The sequence below is a fragment of the Glycomyces sp. YM15 genome (genome assembly GCF_016918015.1).
Taxonomy (GTDB): domain Bacteria; phylum Actinomycetota; class Actinomycetes; order Mycobacteriales; family Micromonosporaceae; genus Glycomyces.
In genome coordinates this window covers 34030-50775 of the sequence record NZ_JAERMK010000028.1, presented here as the reverse complement: position 1 = coordinate 50775, position 16746 = coordinate 34030, and the positions used below count along the sequence as shown (strand labels likewise).

At 68.3% G+C, this 16746-nt stretch carries 14 protein-coding genes; 8 read left to right on the top strand and 6 right to left on the bottom strand.

Features of this window, described 5'->3' with window-relative positions; translation table 11 throughout:
- Nucleotides 1–442: 442 nt before the first annotated feature.
- Complete coding sequence (gene mgtE, locus JHY01_RS23345; RefSeq protein WP_205328114.1) at nucleotides 443–1789, top strand: magnesium transporter; 1347 nt, start codon at nucleotides 443–445, stop codon at nucleotides 1787–1789.
- Nucleotides 1790–1879: 90 nt separating this feature from the next.
- On the opposite strand, the gene JHY01_RS23340 is transcribed toward mgtE, so the two are convergent.
- The 5 genes from JHY01_RS23340 to JHY01_RS23320 form a co-directional block, all read right to left on the bottom strand.
- Nucleotides 1880–3433: a CotH kinase family protein gene (locus JHY01_RS23340; RefSeq protein WP_205328113.1), complete on the bottom strand. Its 1554-nt coding sequence runs from the start codon at nucleotides 3431–3433 to the stop codon at nucleotides 1880–1882.
- Between the two features lie 2 nt (nucleotides 3434–3435).
- On the bottom strand, nucleotides 3436–4119 hold the full coding sequence (locus JHY01_RS23335) for a DUF4956 domain-containing protein (RefSeq protein WP_205328112.1): 684 nt from the start codon (nucleotides 4117–4119) through the stop codon (nucleotides 3436–3438).
- Between the two features lie 43 nt (nucleotides 4120–4162).
- The gene (locus tag JHY01_RS23330) at nucleotides 4163–5032 is read right to left on the bottom strand and encodes a polyphosphate polymerase domain-containing protein (protein ID WP_205328111.1); all 870 of its coding nucleotides are present in this window, start codon (nucleotides 5030–5032) and stop codon (nucleotides 4163–4165) included.
- A gap of 109 nt (nucleotides 5033–5141) precedes the next feature.
- The gene (locus JHY01_RS23325; protein ID WP_205328110.1) at nucleotides 5142–6752 is read right to left on the bottom strand and encodes a metallophosphoesterase; all 1611 of its coding nucleotides are present in this window, start codon (nucleotides 6750–6752) and stop codon (nucleotides 5142–5144) included.
- 41 nt (nucleotides 6753–6793) lie between these two features.
- On the bottom strand, nucleotides 6794–7945 hold the full coding sequence (locus tag JHY01_RS23320) for a sorbosone dehydrogenase family protein (protein WP_205328109.1): 1152 nt from the start codon (nucleotides 7943–7945) through the stop codon (nucleotides 6794–6796).
- Nucleotides 7946–8230: 285 nt separating this feature from the next.
- Between JHY01_RS23320 and JHY01_RS23315 the strand changes: the two genes are divergently transcribed.
- Nucleotides 8231–9142 carry a 2-hydroxyacid dehydrogenase gene (locus tag JHY01_RS23315; protein WP_205328117.1) on the top strand — a complete coding sequence of 304 codons (912 nt, stop codon included), beginning with the start codon at nucleotides 8231–8233 and terminating at the stop codon, nucleotides 9140–9142.
- On the opposite strand, the gene JHY01_RS23310 is transcribed toward JHY01_RS23315, so the two are convergent.
- Nucleotides 9139–9594: a PH domain-containing protein gene (locus JHY01_RS23310; protein WP_205328108.1), complete on the bottom strand. Its 456-nt coding sequence runs from the start codon at nucleotides 9592–9594 to the stop codon at nucleotides 9139–9141. The genes JHY01_RS23315 and JHY01_RS23310 overlap by 4 nt on opposite strands.
- 136 nt (nucleotides 9595–9730) lie before the next feature.
- On the opposite strand from JHY01_RS23310, the gene JHY01_RS23305 reads away from it, so the two are divergent.
- The 6 genes from JHY01_RS23305 (at nucleotide 9731) to JHY01_RS23280 (ending at nucleotide 16721) form a co-directional block, all read left to right on the top strand.
- The gene (locus tag JHY01_RS23305) at nucleotides 9731–10237 is read left to right on the top strand and encodes a hypothetical protein (protein WP_205328107.1); all 507 of its coding nucleotides are present in this window, start codon (nucleotides 9731–9733) and stop codon (nucleotides 10235–10237) included.
- A gap of 264 nt (nucleotides 10238–10501) precedes the next feature.
- Nucleotides 10502–12547 (top strand): ABC transporter substrate-binding protein, encoded by a 2046-nt coding sequence (locus JHY01_RS23300; protein WP_205328106.1) that lies wholly within the window; start codon nucleotides 10502–10504, stop codon nucleotides 12545–12547.
- 4 nt (nucleotides 12548–12551) lie between these two features.
- Entirely contained in the window at nucleotides 12552–13547 is a 996-nt protein-coding gene (locus JHY01_RS23295) for an ABC transporter permease (protein ID WP_205328105.1), read from the top strand.
- Nucleotides 13548–13554: 7 nt separating this feature from the next.
- Entirely contained in the window at nucleotides 13555–14685 is a 1131-nt protein-coding gene (locus JHY01_RS23290) for an ABC transporter permease (protein ID WP_205328104.1), read from the top strand.
- 9 nt (nucleotides 14686–14694) lie between these two features.
- On the top strand, nucleotides 14695–15723 hold the full coding sequence (locus tag JHY01_RS23285; RefSeq protein ID WP_205328103.1) for an ABC transporter ATP-binding protein: 1029 nt from the start codon (nucleotides 14695–14697) through the stop codon (nucleotides 15721–15723).
- Nucleotides 15720–16721, top strand: a complete 1002-nt coding sequence (locus JHY01_RS23280) for an ABC transporter ATP-binding protein (RefSeq protein ID WP_205328102.1) — start codon at nucleotides 15720–15722, stop codon at nucleotides 16719–16721. Before JHY01_RS23285 ends, JHY01_RS23280 begins: the two co-directional genes overlap by 4 nt.
- The last annotated feature ends 25 nt before the right edge of the window (nucleotides 16722–16746 follow it).

Below are 16746 nucleotides of genomic sequence, written 5' to 3'. Positions count from 1 at the left end.
GCAGGAAAGCATGCCGCTCCGCGGTCAGCTTCCTCGGGCCCTGAGCTTTGGTCCGGTTCTGACGGATCTGGAAGTCCATCGCAATCCCTTGTAGATCAAGGTGTTGCAACGACTCCTAGAACCCAAGAAGCGGACCGGCCCTTTCGCGTTCATCGTCCGTTCAGTCCCGGTGTGAGCCGCGAGTCTTTGGGCACCCCAGAGAGCGATGTTGTTCACACCGGATTGCTACCCTTGACCGCGCAAGGCACACCCGCGACCGGAGGAGGTGAGGGCCATGGGCGACGACCCCGGATCTAGTCGAGATACCGACGTGTTCTTCCCATTTCCCTTTTACCGTGCTCCGCGTCCTCTTACATTGAAGCGGGCAGCCTGACCTGCGGCGAACGCGCCGCTGCATGAGGTCGGGGCACGGCCCTTTCCTCATGTAATGGAGGTGGCTGCCATGGCTCAGGTCATCCAGCCCATTTCGCCCGCGGCGGTAGACGAGCTCGCGGCGCTCCGCCTGGAACTCGCCGACACCTCGACCGTCGAACTCGCCGAAGAACTGCCCCGCATGGACCTGGCCGAGCAGGCCCTCCGGTTCCGGCTGCTCCCCAAGGACCGCGCACTCGCGGTCTTCGAAGAGCTCGACACCGTCCACCAGCAGGAACTCATCGACGGACTCAAGACCGACACCGTCCGCGAACTGCTCGACTCGATGGAGGCCGACGACCGGGCCAAGCTCTTCGACGAGATGCCCGCCAAGGTCGCGACCCGCTTCCAGTCCCAGCTGAGCGCCGCCGACCGGCGCATCACGGCGCAGCTGCTCGGCTACGAGCCCGAGTCGGCCGGGCGCATCATGACGCCCGACTACGTGTCGCTGCGCGCCTCGATGACCGCGGCCGCCGCGATCGAGCGCATCCGCCACCTGCGCGAACGCCCCCGGCACCTCGACGTGCTGCCGGTGACCGACGGGCACCGCAAGCTCCTCGGCACCGTCACGCTCGCCGACCTCGTGAGCGCCGACCCCGACACGCCCGTGCACGAGCTCATCGCGGACGAGCACTACCAGGTCTCGACCGACACCGACCAGGAGGAGGCGGCCCGGCTCATCCAGGAGGCCAACCTCATCGCGCTCTCCGTGGTCGACCACGAGGAACGCCTCGTCGGCCTCATCACCTGGGACGACGCCATGGAGATCCTCGAAGCCGAGGACACCGAGGACGCCGCCCGTGCCGGTGCCGCCGAGCCGCTCGAACGCCCCTACCTCTCGGCGGGCGTGTTCATGCTGGCCCGCAAGCGCGCGGTGTGGCTGCTCATCCTCGCCGTCTCGGCCTCGCTCACGGTGACCGTGCTCAACTACTACGAGTCCTACCTCGCGAACGTCACCGTCCTCGCGGTGTTCATCTCCCTGCTCACGGGCACCGGCGGCAACTCCGGATCGCAGGCGTCGGTGACGATCATCCGCGCCATGGCCGTCGGCGAGGTCCGCTTCTCCGACGCCTTCCGGATCACCTGGCGCGAATCGCGGGTGGGGTTCCTGCTCGGGGCGATGCTCGCCGTCGTCGGCGGGCCCGTGGTCGGCTTCGTCTACGGCTGGGACATCGGGCTCATCATCGCGGCGACGCTCCTGGTGATCTGCACCTGGTCCACGTTCGTCGGCTCGCTGCTGCCGTTGCTGGCGAAGAAGGTGGGCATCGACCCGGCCCTCGTCTCGGCGCCGATGGTCTCGACCCTGTGCGACGCGACCGGCCTGCTCATCTACTTCTCGGTCGCCGCACTGGTCCTCGGCCCGGTCCTCACCGGCTGAGCTGCAAGCGAAAGGCCCAGAAGCCGTGCCGCTTCTGGGCCTCATTCCCGCCCGGATCCCGCCGCCCCGCGGCGCGGGCCCGGGCGTCCGCTACCGCGCAGCGGACCCGTCGGCGAGCTCCGCTTCCAGGAACTCGGTGCGCTGCTGGATCGTCGTCTTCAGGGACTCCGCGGCTGCCGCGATATCGGCGGCGCCGTTGCGTTCCGCGGCCGCCGCTGCGGTGTCGACCGCTTCCGCGGCCGCTCCACTGGCGTAGAGCCGTTCGTAGAGGTCGTTGTAGGCCTCCATGTAGACCGATCCGAACGCGTCGGACTCGAGGAACCGCTGTTTGAAATCACTCGCGCCCGACGACATGCCGCCCATGCCTTCAGGCCGCTCGCCGTCGCCGGGCAACTCCATGCCCTCGGGCAACTCCATGCCTTCAGGCATCTCCATGCCCTCGGGCATCCCACCCATGCCGCCACCGCCGCCCATGATCGATCCGGACTCGCCGGGCGCCAGTTCAGCGTTGGTCAGCGACAGGTCGAGGTCCCAGGTGATCACCGAGATCAGGCCGGTGTCGTAGTCGTACCAGAGGTAGTAGTTACTGCCGGGTCCGGCCATGTCGTCGCTGTTGGCGATCAGGTTCTGCAGCGCGGTGTAGTTCGCGAACGATGCGACGTCGACCCATTCGGCGAGTTCGGCGTCGAAGGTCGCGTCGTCGGCCGAGTCCAGCCATTCCAGGAAGTCGATGATCGGCTGCACGTCCGCCGAGCCCTCCATGGTGACCAGTTTGAAGTCGTCCTCGTACTCGCCGGGATCCTGCCCCTGGTAAGCGAACTGGCCCCCGGCCCGGCCCTTGTAGAGCACGCCTTCGCTCGCGCCGTACTCCTCGTCGGCCCAGGTCACGTCCATGACGTCCACGACTCGGCGCGTCACCGCCTCCGAGCCGTTCACCGAGACCTTCGAGTAGGTCCAGTCGTAGCTCGGCTCGCCACTGGCCTCCACGAGTTCCAGCGAGACGGCCTCGGTCAGGGTCGAGCCCCCCATGCCCGAGTCGACTCGCAGCGTGATCTGCTGATTGCCCTGGTAGACCTGGCCATCGATGAACTTGGAGAAGTCGACCAGCCACGGGAGCGATTCCGGTTCGTCGAAACTCAGCGAACCGCCCATGCCGCCCATGCCGCGCTCGCCGCCGCCGGGCATCCCCATGCCCTCCGGCATTTCCATCCCCTCGGGCATCCCCATGCCTTCAGGCATCTCCATGCCGCCCGCGGTGACGTCTCCTCCGAGGCCCGCCAGGGTCGAGTTGCCCTTGAGGCGGATGCCGACGTCGGTGATGGTCACGCCGTCGACGGTGATGTCGGCCTTGACCCATGCCTTCTCGCCGGAGTCCTGGAACGTCTCGATCATCTGCCGGTAGTCGTCCTCGTCGTACGCGAGGCTGATCTCGTGCGCCACCGAGGTGTCGAACAGGTCGACGGTGCCCTGGACATCGTTGGTGATGACGAATCCCTCGTTGGCGTCCGAGGTCACGACCGCACTGACGCGGATCGTGCCGACCGCCGCCACCAGGACAGCGACCAGGCCGATCGACCCGACGATGAGCTTCCAGTGATGCCGAACGCTCACCGGGATCCGGTGCCGCAGTGCTCTGGCGTTCATGGCTAGAGGTCCGTCTGGTCGTAGCCGGTCAGCACCGTCACCTGCTGTCCTTGCGTGATGTCGCGCAGCTCGCCGAGGAGTCCGGCCGCGCTCTTGCCCTTCTTGAGGCGGACGGTGTACGTCATCTCCGTCAGGGCGCCGCCTCTGATGGTCTCGATGCTGACCTGCTCGTACTCGTCGGTGTGGCGGATGAGGACGTCGTCGACGTCGCCGGCCATGTCCTCATGCGCCGGCACCTGCACCTTGACGACCTGGCGCTGCACGTTGTGCGCGAACCAGTCGAAGCGGTGCATGATGAGCAGCACCAGGCAGATCACGGCGGTGGCGATGACCGCCAGCAGGTAGAACCGAGTGCCGCAGGCCATGCCCACGCCCATCACCAGGAATATGTACCCGACGTCGCGGGTCTCCTTGAGCGCGTTGCGGAACCGGATGATCGACAGGGCGCCGACGAGTGCGAACGCCCGCGCCACGTTCGAGCCGACGATCAGCATGATCATCGCGATGATCATGCCCATGACGATCAGGGTCTGGACGTACGACTGGCTGTAGGAGACGTTGCGGTGGGTCCGGCGGTACACCAGCGAGATCACGCAGCTGAGTACGAACGAGAGCGTCAACGAGATCGCGATGTCGGCGACGCTGAACTCACCCGAGAGATCGGTGAAGTTGGTCAGGAAATCCATCTGGACGACTGCTTTCCGCAGATAGTGGGCGATGCCCGGTCGGTTACTTGTCGACGGAGGGCGCCGGCGTCGCGGTGCCCTCCCGTTTGGCGTGGACGGAGAAGTCCTCCTCGACGGGGAGGTGGAACACCGAGCGCGGCGCCTGCCCGAAGGCCTCGATGCTCTGGCAGTACTTGGAGATCCGCACGACGGACATGCCCAGGCGAGCCGCCATGTCGGTGACCCAGTACGGGACCCGCTCGTTGGCCTTGACCTCGACGATCGCCTTGTGCGGCGGGATGATGAGCCGGTTCTCCACCTCGGCGCCGAGGTGGAAGTCGCGGTCGCGTCCGCGCACCCGGTGGTCGATGGTGACGCGCAGTCCGAGGTCCGCGTCCGAGCCGAGGTAGGCCTCGCGGTTGTAGGCCGTGATCGCGGTCGGACGCAGTCCGTGCCCTTCGACGAGCCCCAGCACTTCCTCGAGGAACGGCCGCTGCTCGGGCTCATGGCCGATCAGGACCCGCTCATCGCACAGCTCGCGGGCCAGCAGGTACGGCACCTTGACGCGCCGCTTCTGCGTCACCCGGTTGACCCGCTGCTTGATCTCGATGTAGACGGGCGAGTCGTCGTGGCGCTCGTGGCGTTCGCCGTAGGCGCGCACCCGCAGTTTGCGGCGGAACCGCAGGCCCTCGATCTTCTCCCAGTAGTACCGCAGCGAGGTCGAGTCGTAGTAGAGGCTGGTCACCGGGTACCCGCCGCGGGTCGTGAACGGGTCGGCCTCCATGCGAGCGGCCAGCTCCTCGCGCAGCCGCGGCACCTCCTCGTACGAGAGGAGGTACTTGATCTCGAACCGGTTGAACGAGTGCAGCGCGCTCGCCGTGCGGCGCAGATGGCCGGAACCAATGGAGTCAGGCGGCATGCCCGTTTCGCTCATCGGCGCTCCTTGTCGTTGGGAACGCGATGAGTGAAACCGGGCGGACTCGGACTGAACCCCGGGTTAACTCAAGAAGACCTCAAGGTGTATCACGGATTGGTAACGGCACTCAGTCTCGTTGCGGCGGGCTCGATTCGGTGCCGTTCTGGATCACGGTGTCGTCGACCTGGTCCTCGGTGGAGATCTCGGTGTCGTCGACCTGGTCCTCGGTGGGGATCACGGTGCGGTCGAGCGTCACGTCGGTCTCCGTGCCCGAACCCACCGAGATGGAGTCGTACGCGGTGAGCGCCTTCGTCGTCGGATCGAAGTAGAGGACGTCCATCTCCATCCGCATCGGCTCCTCGGACTGGAAGTTCCGCAGCCCGGCCGCGCCGGTCGAACCCTCGACCATGAGGGTGGTGCCCTCGCCGAGGTCCTGGACCGCCCGCTCGTGCGTGTGCCCGGCCAGGACCAGCGGCACCACGCCCGTGAGCGGCACCGCCATCGGCGGCTCGTGCACCATCGCCAGGTCGGCCCCGCCCGCGTCGACGATCGCCTGTTCCAGCCGCTCGCCCGACTCGGCGAGCATCTGCTTCGCGTACTCGCTCGACGGCTGCGCGCCCTTGTCAGGCGTGAAGCGCGGGTCCGCGACCCCGCCGAACCGCAGGCCGGCGATCTCCTGCACCTCGCCGTCGAGCACGATCACGTTCTCGTAGGCCGAGAGCGCCGCCACCGTCGTCACCGAGTCGTGGTTGCCCTTCACGAACACGTACGGCACGTCGATCTGCTCCACGCCCCGCGAGAAGATCTCGGCCTCCTGCTCCGAGCCCCAGTCGTTCAAGTCGCCGGTGTCGGCCACCGCGTCGATGTCGAACTGGTCGACCACCGACTCCATGAGGTGCCAGGCGGAAGGGTTCAGATGGATGTCCGAGACGTGCAGGACCCGGATCGAGTCGTCGTTGATGCCCAGCTGCGGCATGTCCATCGCGAGCGCGTAGAACTCGGAGATGTTCGTGACGAACTTCTGCAGGTTCGCGACGTACTCCTCGTAGTTCACCGCGATGTCCTCAGCGTTGCCGACCACGCTGGGCGCGTAAGCGAGCAGTCCCTCATAGCGCGGCTGCGAGATCGATTCGGCGCGCAGCGTCGTGGCCGCGTACCCCATGAGCGCGGCCGTGACCGCGAGCGAGGTGACGCCGGTGAGCAGCGCCCGCCGCATGGTCCGGAACGCGAGTGCGCCGACGAGCAGCCCGCACAGGGTCACGATCGCGAGCGCTTCGACGACGACGCGGACCACGGCCTCGGTGACGTCGGAGGCGAGGCTCTTGGAGGCGCTGGTGACGCCGCCGGGGGTGTTGATGATGTCCTGCGCCTCGATCGGGTCGACGGAGTCGAGGCTGAGGTTGAGCCCGATCGGCCCGTCGTGGCTGTCGAAGATGACGTCGCCGAGGGGCGGGATGGTCACGATGGTCTCGCCGGAGAGGTCCGGGTGGAGCGAGACGGTGGTGTCGAAGGGGCCGATGTCGGCTTTGGTGCCGCCGACGAGCGCGAGGCCCCCGGCTGCGGCGCCGGTGCCGACGATCAGGATCGCGGCGACCACGGCGAACTGCCTGATCCGTTCGGAGCGGCGCAGCCTCGACCAGCCCGCTCTCGATCTGCGCCACAAGGACTTCGCACGCCTCCCGGCGGGTCGGAGGACGTCCTGGATGCGATGCGGTGCGGCGGGGGGCCGGTCGTTCATCTAGTGCCTTTCTCGAGAGGCTTGGCGGTGGTCCATACGGCTCAGACTCTTCCCTGGGCCGCGTAACCGGTGGAGAAGCGGATGATCCGGTCGTCGGTGTCGTGCGGGGTGCAGCCGCGGTCTTCGGTGCACCGGCCGTCGCGGTTGGAGGTCGTCACCCAGAGCATCCCGTCGGGGCCCATCGCGACCGATCGTAGCCGACCGAACTCGTTGACCGCGGTCGCTCGCGGTTCGGCGGCGGGCGTGCCTGACGGGTCGAATTGAACGGTCCAGAGGCGCTGTCCGCGCAGGCAGGCGGTGACGAGGGTGTCGTCGACGAAGACGGCTCCGGCGCAGGAGGCCTCGAAGGGCTCCCAGGTGAGGGCGGGGTCGGTGTAGGCGTCCTCGGTGTCGTCGCCCTCGAAGTACGGCCAGCCGTAGTTGTTCCCCGCTTCGATGAGGTTGACCTCGTCGGCGATGTCCTGGCCGAACTCGGTGGCGTAGAGCTGCCCGTCGGCGTTCCAGGCGAGGCCTTGGACGTTGCGGTGGCCGAGGGTGTAGACGGGGGAGTCGGGGTCGGGGTTGCCTTCGGCCGGTTCGCCTTCGGGCGTGATGCGGAGGATCTTGCCGCCGAGGGATCGGGGGTCCTGGGCGTTGCCGCCGTCCCCGCCGTCGCCGGTGGCGGCGTAGAGGAGGCCGTCGGGCCCGAATTCGAGGGCGCCGCCGTTGTGGCCCGGCCCGGCCGGGATGCCGGTCAGGATCGGCTCGGGGGCGGCGTCGGAGCCGGTGTCGATCTTCGCGATGCGGTTGTCGGTGCCGGTCGTGTAGTACGCGAACACCGTGGCGTCGGTGTCGAATGCGGGGGACACGGCGAGACCGAGGAGGCCGCCTTCGCCGGTGTCGGCGATGTCGACGGTACGCAGTTCCTCGGGTTCGCCCGCGGTGCCGTCGTCGCCGAGGGGTATGGCGAGCAGGCGTCCGGTGGTGCGCTCGCCGACGATGGCCGTGCCGTCGGGCAGGAAGTCGAGGCCCCAGGGGACTTCGAGGTCCTGGGCGACGACGTCCATGAACGAGGTCTGCTCCTGGGGCGCGCCGCTCGGGGTGGGGAGGTTCGGGGGTTCGGCGGTCTCGGGTTCGGGCGGCTCGCCGAACGAGCACGACGCGAGCGTGAGTGCGGCGGCGGTGGCCGCCGCGGCCGAGAGCAACCTGCGCATGGCCCCAAGACTATAGGTCGCAGGTGACGACGGATCGGCGCAGTTTTCCACGCCCCACGGTTCCCCGATTCCGGCGGGGTTAACCCCGCCGCCGTTCAGTTCGGGCTTTGGTCGTGGTGTCCGGGCCCGACCCACTGGCGGACCTCGGGACACCGATGCCCGGGACGACGACCCGACCAGCGCCCTGCCTGAACGGCATCGGGGCCGACCCCTTCGGCCGGAAATGCGAGATCCTATAGGATAACTCTCGCGGAGGACGACCGACCGGAGGGAAGCGCTGTGGCCGTGAAGGTGTGGATCGCGCACGAGGAGGGCCGCGCCCTGCTCGGCCCGCTTCCGGAAGACGTCGAGGTCGAGGTCTACGACGGTCGCGGCGACTACCCCTCCGATCCGGCGACGCTCGACTTCTGGGTGCCGCCGTTCCTCGCACAGTCGAAGGTCACGACCCCGTTGCGGGACATGACCTCCCTCAAGGCGATCCAGCTCCTCAGCGCCGGCGCGGAAGTCTGGGTCCCGGCCGTCCCGCCGGGCGTGGTCCTCTGCGACGCGCGCGGCGTGCACACCGGCGTGACCGCCGAATGGACGCTCGGCGCGGTCATCGCCTCCATGCGCGGCTTCGACGTCTTCGCGCGCAAGCAATCCCGCCACGAGTGGAAGGTCGAGTGGACCACCACGGTGGTGGGCAAGCGCGCCCTCATCGTCGGCGCGGGCGACATCGGCGAGAAGGTCGCCGAGGTCCTCACGGTGCTCGGCGTCGAGGTCGAGAAGGTCGCGCGCCGCGGCCGACCGGGCGTGCACCCCATCGACCGGATCGACGCGCTCCTGCCCGAGTTCGACGTGGTGATCCTGATCCTGCCGCTCACCGACGCCACGCGCGGCCTGGTGGACGCGAAGTTCCTGGCCCGTATGAAGGACGGCGCGCTCCTGGTCAACGCCGCGCGCGGCCCGATCGTGGACACCGATGCGCTCGTGGCCGAGGTGGCCTCCGGCCGCCTGCGCTGCGCCGTCGACGTCGTCGACCCCGAACCGCTGCCCGCGGACCACCCGCTCTGGGGCCTCGAAGGCGCGCTCATCACCCCGCACGCCGGCGCTTCGGTCGACGGCACCCTCGACCGCGCCTACGCGCCGATCGGGGCCCAGATCCGCCGCTTCGCGGCAGGTGAACCCTTGGCGAACGTGGTCAGCGATGGCTACTAGGCGTCGTCGCCCTCTTTCAACTGCTGGCCGCCGATGGCGAGGACCTGGGGGAGGTTCTCGGGCTTGAGCGGGTCGAGGCGGACCTGCGACTGGTCGTCCAATATGGCCGCCACACCCTCGTTGCCGTGGGCGAAGCCGTCGATGTGCCGCCACGCGATCGTGCGGCTGGAGAAGAGGCCGCGCACGGCGATGCCCTCGCTCGTGACGTCGACGCCGGAACGCCAGGCCCACATGGAGACCGCGACCGGCGCGAGGAGCAGTGCGAGGCCCACGACCGCCGAGAACGCGCCCCAGACGGGCTGCTCGACCATGAGCGCCACGGAGAGCGGCATCACGGTCAGCCAGGCGACGAAGGCCGCGCCGGTGACCGCCGCCGGTCGGCGGATCCGCAGCCGGCGGCCACTGGGCCGGGCGCCGCGGATCGGTCCGGTGGAGGCATCGGTACTCGTCATGGGACCAGCCTGACACACCCGGGCACGGGGTACGCAAAGTGCCCGGTCCGGTTTCTGTCGGATTGTCGCTTGACGCGGGCGTCGAACGTGGCACGATCAGCTGAGGAGCAGCGGCACAAGCCTGGTGGGGGTGGACGTGGCCGTCAAGATCACATTCCGACCGACGACGCGCCAGGTGCTCGGTCGGGCGCTGTTCCTCTCCGGCCTCTCGCTCTTCGCCGCCCTCGTTCCGGCCGTGGCGTACATGCTCGCCGTGGGCCGCTGGTACCACTACACGCTGCTCGCGCTCGTCCTCGTCGCGATCGCCGTCGCACTGGGAGTCGCGTACGCGGGGGCGCGGGGCCGCGGGGTCGTGCTCGACGAGCGCGGCGTTCATCCGCTCAAAGCCGTCGCCTCCCAGAAGCACACGGAGCGCTTCGCGGCGTGGACCGATATCGCCGACATCAGGGCCGAGCGCCGGGCGAGCCGCACCGTCCCGGTGGTGTACCTCCTCGACCCCGAGCAGAAGCCGTGGCGGCTCCAGGCCCCGTACTCGGGGCGCGCGCTCTCGACCGACGACGATCTCGACGAGAAGATCTTCGTGATGCGCAGCCTCTGGGACGCGTACAAGCGGGGCCTCCCGCCATATCGCCAACGCCCCTAGCTGCATCGATGGACGTCGATCGGTAAAGGTTCGCCAAGATCACCGAAACTTTCGAAACAGTTCAGTGGTTATTCAGTGGTATGCGATTGCCATTTGTGACCTTATCGTGACCTTGAGCGCGTCCCGTGGCCTTGACCACGTTTTTATGGTGCCGTAACCTCACCGCTATTACCGAAAGTTTTCGGAGCATTTCCGGAAATAGTTTCGATAATGGTGCGGTCGTGCCGGGTCGCGCCACTACCCCCACGGAAGGAGCGCTCACCGATGAGCACTCAGCAGCCCCGTTCCAGCCTGTTCACGAAGAAGCGGGAAGGGGCCCTCCAGTGGCCCGCCCCCCACCTCAGCCGCCGCGGACTCGTCCTCTCCGGCGCCACTGCCCTCACCGCCTCCGCCGCAGGCTGCTCCTGGTTCTCCACCGAACCCGAAGGCCGGGGCGGCGGTGGCGGCGACAAGGGCAGGGAAGCGCCGATGCTCGCCGAACGCGTCGAAGCCGGCGAGCTCCCGCCCGTCGAGGAACGCCTGCCCAAGGAACCCGTCGTCATCAAGGTCGCCGAGGACATGGGCGTCTACGGCGGCGAGTGGAACACCGCCATCACCGGCGCCTCCGACGGCCCGTGGCTCTTCCGCACCATCAACTACGAGCCGCTGCTCAAGAAGAACCGCGACTTCACCGAGATCGAACTGAACCTCGCCTCGGCCTTCGAGCCCAACGAGGACGCCAGCGAATTCACCATCACGCTCCGCGAAGGGCTGAAATGGTCCGACGGCGAGCCGCTGACCACCGCCGACGTCGAGTTCGCCTTCCACGACGTCAACCTCGACCCCGACCTCACCGCCGCCGTCCCGACCGAGCTCACCGGCCCCGACGGCGCCCCCGCCGAACTCGAGATCGTCGACGACCGCACCTTCATCGTCCGCTTCAGCGGTCCCAAGCCCCTCTTCGAGGACAACATGGCCAGTGGCGTCTCCGGGCAGCGCTTCACCTGGTACCCGCGCCACTACCTCGAGCAGTTCCACCTCACCTACAACCCGAACGCCGAGCAGGAGGCCATCGACGCGGGCTTCGACGGCTGGATCACCCGCTTCACCAACCTCGGCAACCTCTGGAACTTCCAGTGGGAGAACCCGGACCTCCCCACGCTCATGGCGTGGACGTGCAAGCAACCGGTCTCCAGCGAGGACTACGCCCTCTTCGAACGCAACCCCTACTACTACAAGGTGGACGAGGAAGGCAGCCAGCTGCCGTACATCGACTCGGTGCGCTACAACATCATCGCCGACGTCGAGACCATGTTCGCCCACGCGCTCAACGGCGAATACCACTTCCACTCGCGCCACTTCAACGACAACGCCCACCGCGCCGACGCCGTCGACAACGAGGAGTCCGGGAACTACACCGTCCTCGACCTCACCTCGACCTACTCCACCGACATGAACATCGCGTTCAACCTGAACCACACCGATGTCGGACTGCGGAAGATCTTCCAGGACAAGCAGTTCCGCATCGCCATGTCGCACGCCGTCAACCGCCGGGAGCTCATCGACGTCCTCTGGAACCGCGTCGGCGAACCCAGCCAGGCCGCCCCGCGGCCCGAGTCGAAGTTCTACGACGAGGCGTTCGCCACCCAGTACCTCGAGTTCGACGCCGCGCTCGCCAATCAGACCCTCGACCAGGCCGGCTACACCGCCGGGTCCGACGGGGTCCGCACCGCCGCCGACGGCACCAAGCTCGAGTTCACCGTCGCGATCGCCGACGACGCGCTCCTCGGCACCACCTGGATCGACGCGATGGACATGATCAAGGACATGTGGGCCGACGTCGGCGTCACCCTCCACATCAACGCGCAGCCGCGCGAGGTCTGGCAGGCCGCCGTCGACGAGGGCGACTTCGACTGCACCGTATGGACGGGCGACGGCGGCGCGATCGACGAGACCGTCTCCGTCTACTGGTACATGGCCGCGGGCCCCGGCGGCGGCGCCTTCTTCGCCCGCCAGTGGTCGGCGCACTACACGCTGGGCGGCGTCCAGGACGCCGAGATGGTCGAGCCGCCGCCCCCGCCGATCACCGAGCAGCACGACCTGTACGACCAGTTCATGCTCGAGCCCGACGAGGCCGCCCGCGACGAGATCTTCAAGCAGATCCTCGCCATCGCCAAAGAGCAGTTCTACGCGATCGGCACCGTACGCGGCCAGGGCTCGTGGGCCGTCGTCTCGAACACGCTCCACAACGTGGGCGGCGAGATGCCGGAGAACCCCTCCTACGGGACGCCCTCGCCCGCCCGCCCCGAGCAGTGGTTCATCCAGGAGTAGACCGGTGATCTCCTATCTGGGCCGCCGGGCGGCCTACATGGCGGCGACGCTGGTGGCGATCTCACTGGTCGTCTTCGTCATCATCAACCTGCCGCCCGGCGACTTCGTCACCGCGCTCACCGCGAAGTACAACGTGATGGGCCAGGGCCTCACCGAGGCCGACATCGCCGGGCTCCGCGTCCGGTACGGCCTGGACGGCAACGTGTTCGAGCAGTACTGGCACTGGGTCACGCAGATCGTCCAGGGCGACCTGGGGACCTCGTTCGAGTACGAGCGGCCGGTCGCGGACGTCATCGGGCCGCGCCTCGGGGCCACGATCGGCGTCTCGTTCGTGACGCTCCTCGTGACCTGGGGCCTGGCCTTCCCGATCGGCGTGTACTCGGCGGTCAGGCAGCGCTCGATCGGCGACTACGCCGTCACCACGGTCGGCTTCCTCGGCCTCGCCACCCCGAACTTCCTGATCGCGCTGGTGTTCATCTACTTCAGTGTGACCTGGTTCGGATCGGTCCCTTCGGGACTGTGCTCGCCGGAGTGGTGCGACTCGGCCTGGAACCTCGGCAAACTGCTCGACCTCCTGGGACATCTGTGGATCCCGATGATCGTGATCGGCACCGGCGGCGTGGCGGGCCTGGTGCGGATCATCCGCAACAACCTGCTCGACGAGCTGCACCGCCCGTATGTCACCGCCGCCCGGGCCCGGGGCGTCCCCGAGAAGCAGCTGCTGCGCCGCTACCCGCTGCGCGTGGCGCTCAACCCGTTCGTCTCCACGATCGGATGGGTGCTGCCGATGCTCCTGGTCGGCGACATCGTGGTCGGCCAGATCCTCGGACTGCCGACGCTGGGGCCGATCCTCTTGGGGGCCTTGCGCTCCCAGGACATGTACCTGGCCGGTTCGATCATCATGATCCTCAGCGCCGTCACCGTGATCGGCACCCTGATCTCCGACCTGCTGCTCGGCTGGCTCGACCCCCGCATCCGCATGGGCATCCACCAGAATTGAGGCATTGATGGACGTCAAAGCTGGGCCTTCCAAGACCACCGAAGGCATCGAGGAAACGGCGAGGCCGGCCACCGCCTCCCAGTCGAGACTGGTGTGGTGGGCGTTCAAGAAGCACCGGCTCGCGCTCGTCTCCGCGTGGATCCTCGCGGGGATGATGCTGGTGATCGTGCTGTGCGAGTTCGTCGCGCCGTTCGGCTCCCGCCACCGCGACGCCGAGTACACCACCGCGCCGCCGCAGGTGCTGAAGCTCTGGAGCGACAGCGGGTTCGGGCTCCACGTGGACGGCTACACGTCCGAACAGGACCCGCGCTCGCTGCGCATCACCTACGAGGCGAACCCCGAAGACCGCGTCGACGTGGGCTTCTTCGTCAAGGGCGAGGAGTACGAGCTCTTCGGGTTCATCCCGTGGGACCGCCACCTCATCGGCCCCACCGATCCCGACGACCCGATGTACCTGTGGGGCACCACGACCGACGGCCAGGACCTGTTGAGCCAGGTCGTGTACGCCACGCGTGTCTCGGCCTCGGTGGGCATCATCGGCGTGCTGCTCGCGTTCATCCTCGGCATCGTGCTCGGCGCGATCTCCGGCTACTTCGGCGGCTGGGCCGACAACGCGATCCAACGCGTCATCGAGCTCATCATGAGCGTCCCGGCGATCCCGCTGTGGCTCGGTTTCGCCGCCGCGCTCCCGGCCGACATGAACCCGGTGACCAGGTACTTCATCATCACCACGATCCTCGCGCTCGTGGCCTGGACGGGCCTGGCGAGAGAAGTGCGCGGGCGCTTCCTGTCCCTGCGCCGCGAGGAGTTCGTGACCTCGGCGCGCCTGGACGGGTCGAGCCACGGCCGGATCATGTTCCGGCACATGCTGCCCAGCTTCTCCTCGCACATCATCGCCGCGCTGAGCCTCTCGATCCCCGGCATGATCCTGGCCGAGACCGCGCTGTCATGGCTCGGCATGGGCCTGCGCCCGCCGGCGGTCTCCTGGGGCGTGCAGCTGCAGGACGCGAGCAAGTGGAGCGTGCTCTCGGGCGCACCATGGCTGCTCATCCCGGGCCTGTGCGTGGTGCTCGTGGTGCTGGCGTTCAACTTCGTCGGCGACGGCCTCCGGGACGCCGCCGACCCGTACAAGCATTAGGCGGGACCAATGACGGAACCACTGCTCGAGATCTCGGGGCTGCGCACCGGCTTCGACACCTACGACGGGAGGGTCAGGGCCGTCGACGGCGTCGACCTCACCGTCCACGCCGGCAAGACCCTCTGCGTGGTCGGCGAGTCCGGCTGCGGCAAGTCGGTCACGGCCCGGTCGATCCTGCGCCTGGTCGAGGCGCCCGGCTCGATCGACGCCGGCACCATCACCTGGCACGGAGGGGACGCGCCGTTCGACGTCCTCTCCCTGGACGTCAAGGACGAACGTCTCGCGCGACTGCGCGGCGGCGACATCGGCATGATCTTCCAGGAGCCGATGGCCTCGCTCCTGCCGCTGCGCACGATCGGCGCGCAGCTCATCGAGACCATCCGCATCCACACCGGGCTCGACAAGCGCGCCGCCCGAGCAAAGGCCGTCGACCTCCTCGGCCAGGTGGGCATCCCCAAACCGCACGAGCGCATCGACGCCTACCCGTTCCAGCTCTCCGGCGGCATGTGCCAGCGCGTGATGATCGCGATCGCGTTGTGCGCCGACCCGTCGCTGCTCATCGCCGACGAGCCGACCACAGCGCTCGACGTGACCACGCAGGCGCGCATCCTCGACCTCATCCGCACGCTGCAGGCCGAGCACCGCATGGCGGTCATGTTCATCACGCACGACCTCGGCGTGGTCGCCGAACTCGCCGACGAGGTCGCGGTGATGTACCTCGGCCGCGTCGTCGAACGGGCCGGTGTGGACGAGCTCTTCGCCGATCCGAAGCACCCCTACACGAAGGCGCTCCTCGCCTCGGTGCCCGTGCTCGGGCGCGACCGCGGCCGGGACCTGCCGACGATCCCCGGCGCGGTGCCGAACCCGCTGCACCGACCGAGCGGCTGCTCGTTCCATCCGCGCTGCGCCGAGGCGATCGCGGGCACGTGCGACGTCGTGGCGCCTCCGGAAGTCGACTTCGACGCCGGCACCGGCTTCGCCGACAGAAGGACCGTCGAATGCGTCCTGTACGCCGACCGAGAAGGAGCCCCGGCATGAGCGAGAAGCAAGCGCTGCTGGAGATCGAGGACCTCCACGTCCGCTTCCCCATGCGCCGCAACCTGCTCGGCCGCCCCACCGTCGAGGTCCACGCCGTCTCCGGCGTCGATCTCACCCTCTTCCGGGGCGAGACCCTCGGACTGGTGGGCGAGTCCGGGTGCGGCAAGACCACGCTCGGCCGCACGATCGTGGGCGCGCAGAAGGCCACGAGCGGTGCGCTGCGGTACGACGGCACCGACCTCGCGGCATTGAGCCGCCGCGAGCAGGCGGCGTCGCGGCGCCGCATCCGCATGGTCTTCCAGGACCCGTTCTCCTCGCTCAACCCGCGGATGACGTTGCGGCAGATCATCGGCGACCCGCTCGTGGCCACCGGAGAGGCGCGCGGCGCCGAACTCGAGGACCGCATCGCGGAGATGATGCGCCGTGTGGGTCTCAGCCCCGACTACATGGACCGCTACCCGCACTCGTTCTCCGGCGGGCAGCGCCAGCGCGTGAACATCGCCCGGGCGCTCATCGTCGGGCCCGAGCTCGTGGTCGCGGACGAGCCGGTGAGCGCGCTCGACGTGTCCGTGCGCGCGCAGATCCTCAACCTGCTCAGGGAACTCCAGGCCGAGTTCGGGCTCACGTACCTGTTCATCTCGCATGACCTCTCGGTCGTGGAGAACCTGGCCGACCGGGTCGCGGTGATGTACTTCGGCCGCGTGGTCGAGCTCGCCGACACCGGTGCGCTGTACGAGCGTCCGAGGCATCCGTACACCGAGGCGCTCATGTCGGCGGTGCCGATCCCGGACCCGTCGCTGAAGGGCCGCAAGGGCCGGATCCTGCTCCCGGACGAGCTGCCGGACCCGTCGAACCCGCCGCCGGGCTGCGCGTTCGCGCGCCGCTGCGCCTACGCCGAGGACCGCTGCGGGAGCGGCGAGATCCCGCTGGCGGACGGCTCGCGCTGCGTGCGCGCCGAGGAGCTTGACTTGCAGGGGATCGTAGGGGCACAATCCTGAATGCGTTTTCCGAAACCGTTGTCAA

Bases quoted from the DNA above. Each gene is read 5' to 3' on its own strand.
- JHY01_RS23335 (WP_205328112.1), bottom strand. From the start codon at position 4,119: ATGGATTTCCTGACCAACTTCACCGATCTCTCGGGTGAGTTCAGCGTC.
- JHY01_RS23280 (WP_205328102.1), top strand. From the start codon at position 15,720: ATGAGCGAGAAGCAAGCGCTGCTGGAGATCGAGGACCTCCACGTCCGC.
- JHY01_RS23330 (WP_205328111.1), bottom strand. From the start codon at position 5,032: ATGAGCGAAACGGGCATGCCGCCTGACTCCATTGGTTCCGGCCATCTG.
- mgtE (WP_205328114.1), top strand. From the start codon at position 443: ATGGCTCAGGTCATCCAGCCCATTTCGCCCGCGGCGGTAGACGAGCTC.
- JHY01_RS23340 (WP_205328113.1), bottom strand. From the start codon at position 3,433: ATGAACGCCAGAGCACTGCGGCACCGGATCCCGGTGAGCGTTCGGCAT.
- JHY01_RS23285 (WP_205328103.1), top strand. From the start codon at position 14,695: ATGACGGAACCACTGCTCGAGATCTCGGGGCTGCGCACCGGCTTCGAC.
- JHY01_RS23310 (WP_205328108.1), bottom strand. From the start codon at position 9,594: ATGACGAGTACCGATGCCTCCACCGGACCGATCCGCGGCGCCCGGCCC.
- JHY01_RS23300 (WP_205328106.1), top strand. From the start codon at position 10,502: ATGAGCACTCAGCAGCCCCGTTCCAGCCTGTTCACGAAGAAGCGGGAA.
- JHY01_RS23320 (WP_205328109.1), bottom strand. From the start codon at position 7,945: ATGCGCAGGTTGCTCTCGGCCGCGGCGGCCACCGCCGCCGCACTCACG.
- JHY01_RS23290 (WP_205328104.1), top strand. From the start codon at position 13,555: ATGGACGTCAAAGCTGGGCCTTCCAAGACCACCGAAGGCATCGAGGAA.
- JHY01_RS23325 (WP_205328110.1), bottom strand. From the start codon at position 6,752: ATGAACGACCGGCCCCCCGCCGCACCGCATCGCATCCAGGACGTCCTC.